1 protein-coding gene is annotated in these 622 nt (G+C 44.2%); it reads left to right on the top strand.

Features of this window, described 5'->3' with window-relative positions:
• Nucleotides 1–27: 27 nt before the first annotated feature.
• On the top strand, nt 28–622 hold a 595-nt coding region (locus tag R7Z77_RS26525; RefSeq protein WP_318137195.1), incomplete at its 3' end, for a hypothetical protein.

Genomic DNA, 622 nt, shown 5'->3' with positions numbered 1-622 from the left:
CCCCGAAATAACAGAGGTTTATTTACGATGAGATGGATTCTATTCATAGCCTTGCTCATGGGCTTAATGTACTTAGGTGATCATACAAACCAGTACGTTAGCGGTTTGTCTCTCATTGAAATAGGAGCCCAAACAAAACAAATTCAAGATGGCTGGCAATTCTGGAACGGGCAAACTGAATCGGCTCAGTTTGCACCGTTCTATAACAAAGTGGATGGCTGGCACATATTTATACAACTATGGCCGGCAGCAGCCTGTCTTATTCTCATTTGTGTTTTTCTCATTCCAATGGGTACTTACCTCTTTGGGCGCTTAGCCAACCAAGAGTTAAACAAAGCAAAGAAAAAAGTCATTCAAACCCAGAAGCAGGCCAAAGAGAGAGTTGCGACCGCTGAAAAAAGAGCGTTGAAGTACGCACGCTCAGAGGTTCAGGAGCAAATGACAAACGCCCAATATGCAGAGCAGCATGCTCAGACTCGTGAAGCCAAAGCCAAAGCATTAGAAAATGACTTAGAACAGAGGATCGAGAATATTCGACGACAAGCCCAACAAGCAGTAAGTGAAGCTAACCAAGAGGCAGCAGAGCTGCGAAAACAGCTATCTCTTGCGGAAAAAAGGAAGA

This window comes from Vibrio sp. 1401 (assembly GCF_033340295.1).
This window is presented reverse-complemented; position numbering and strand designations above follow the sequence as displayed.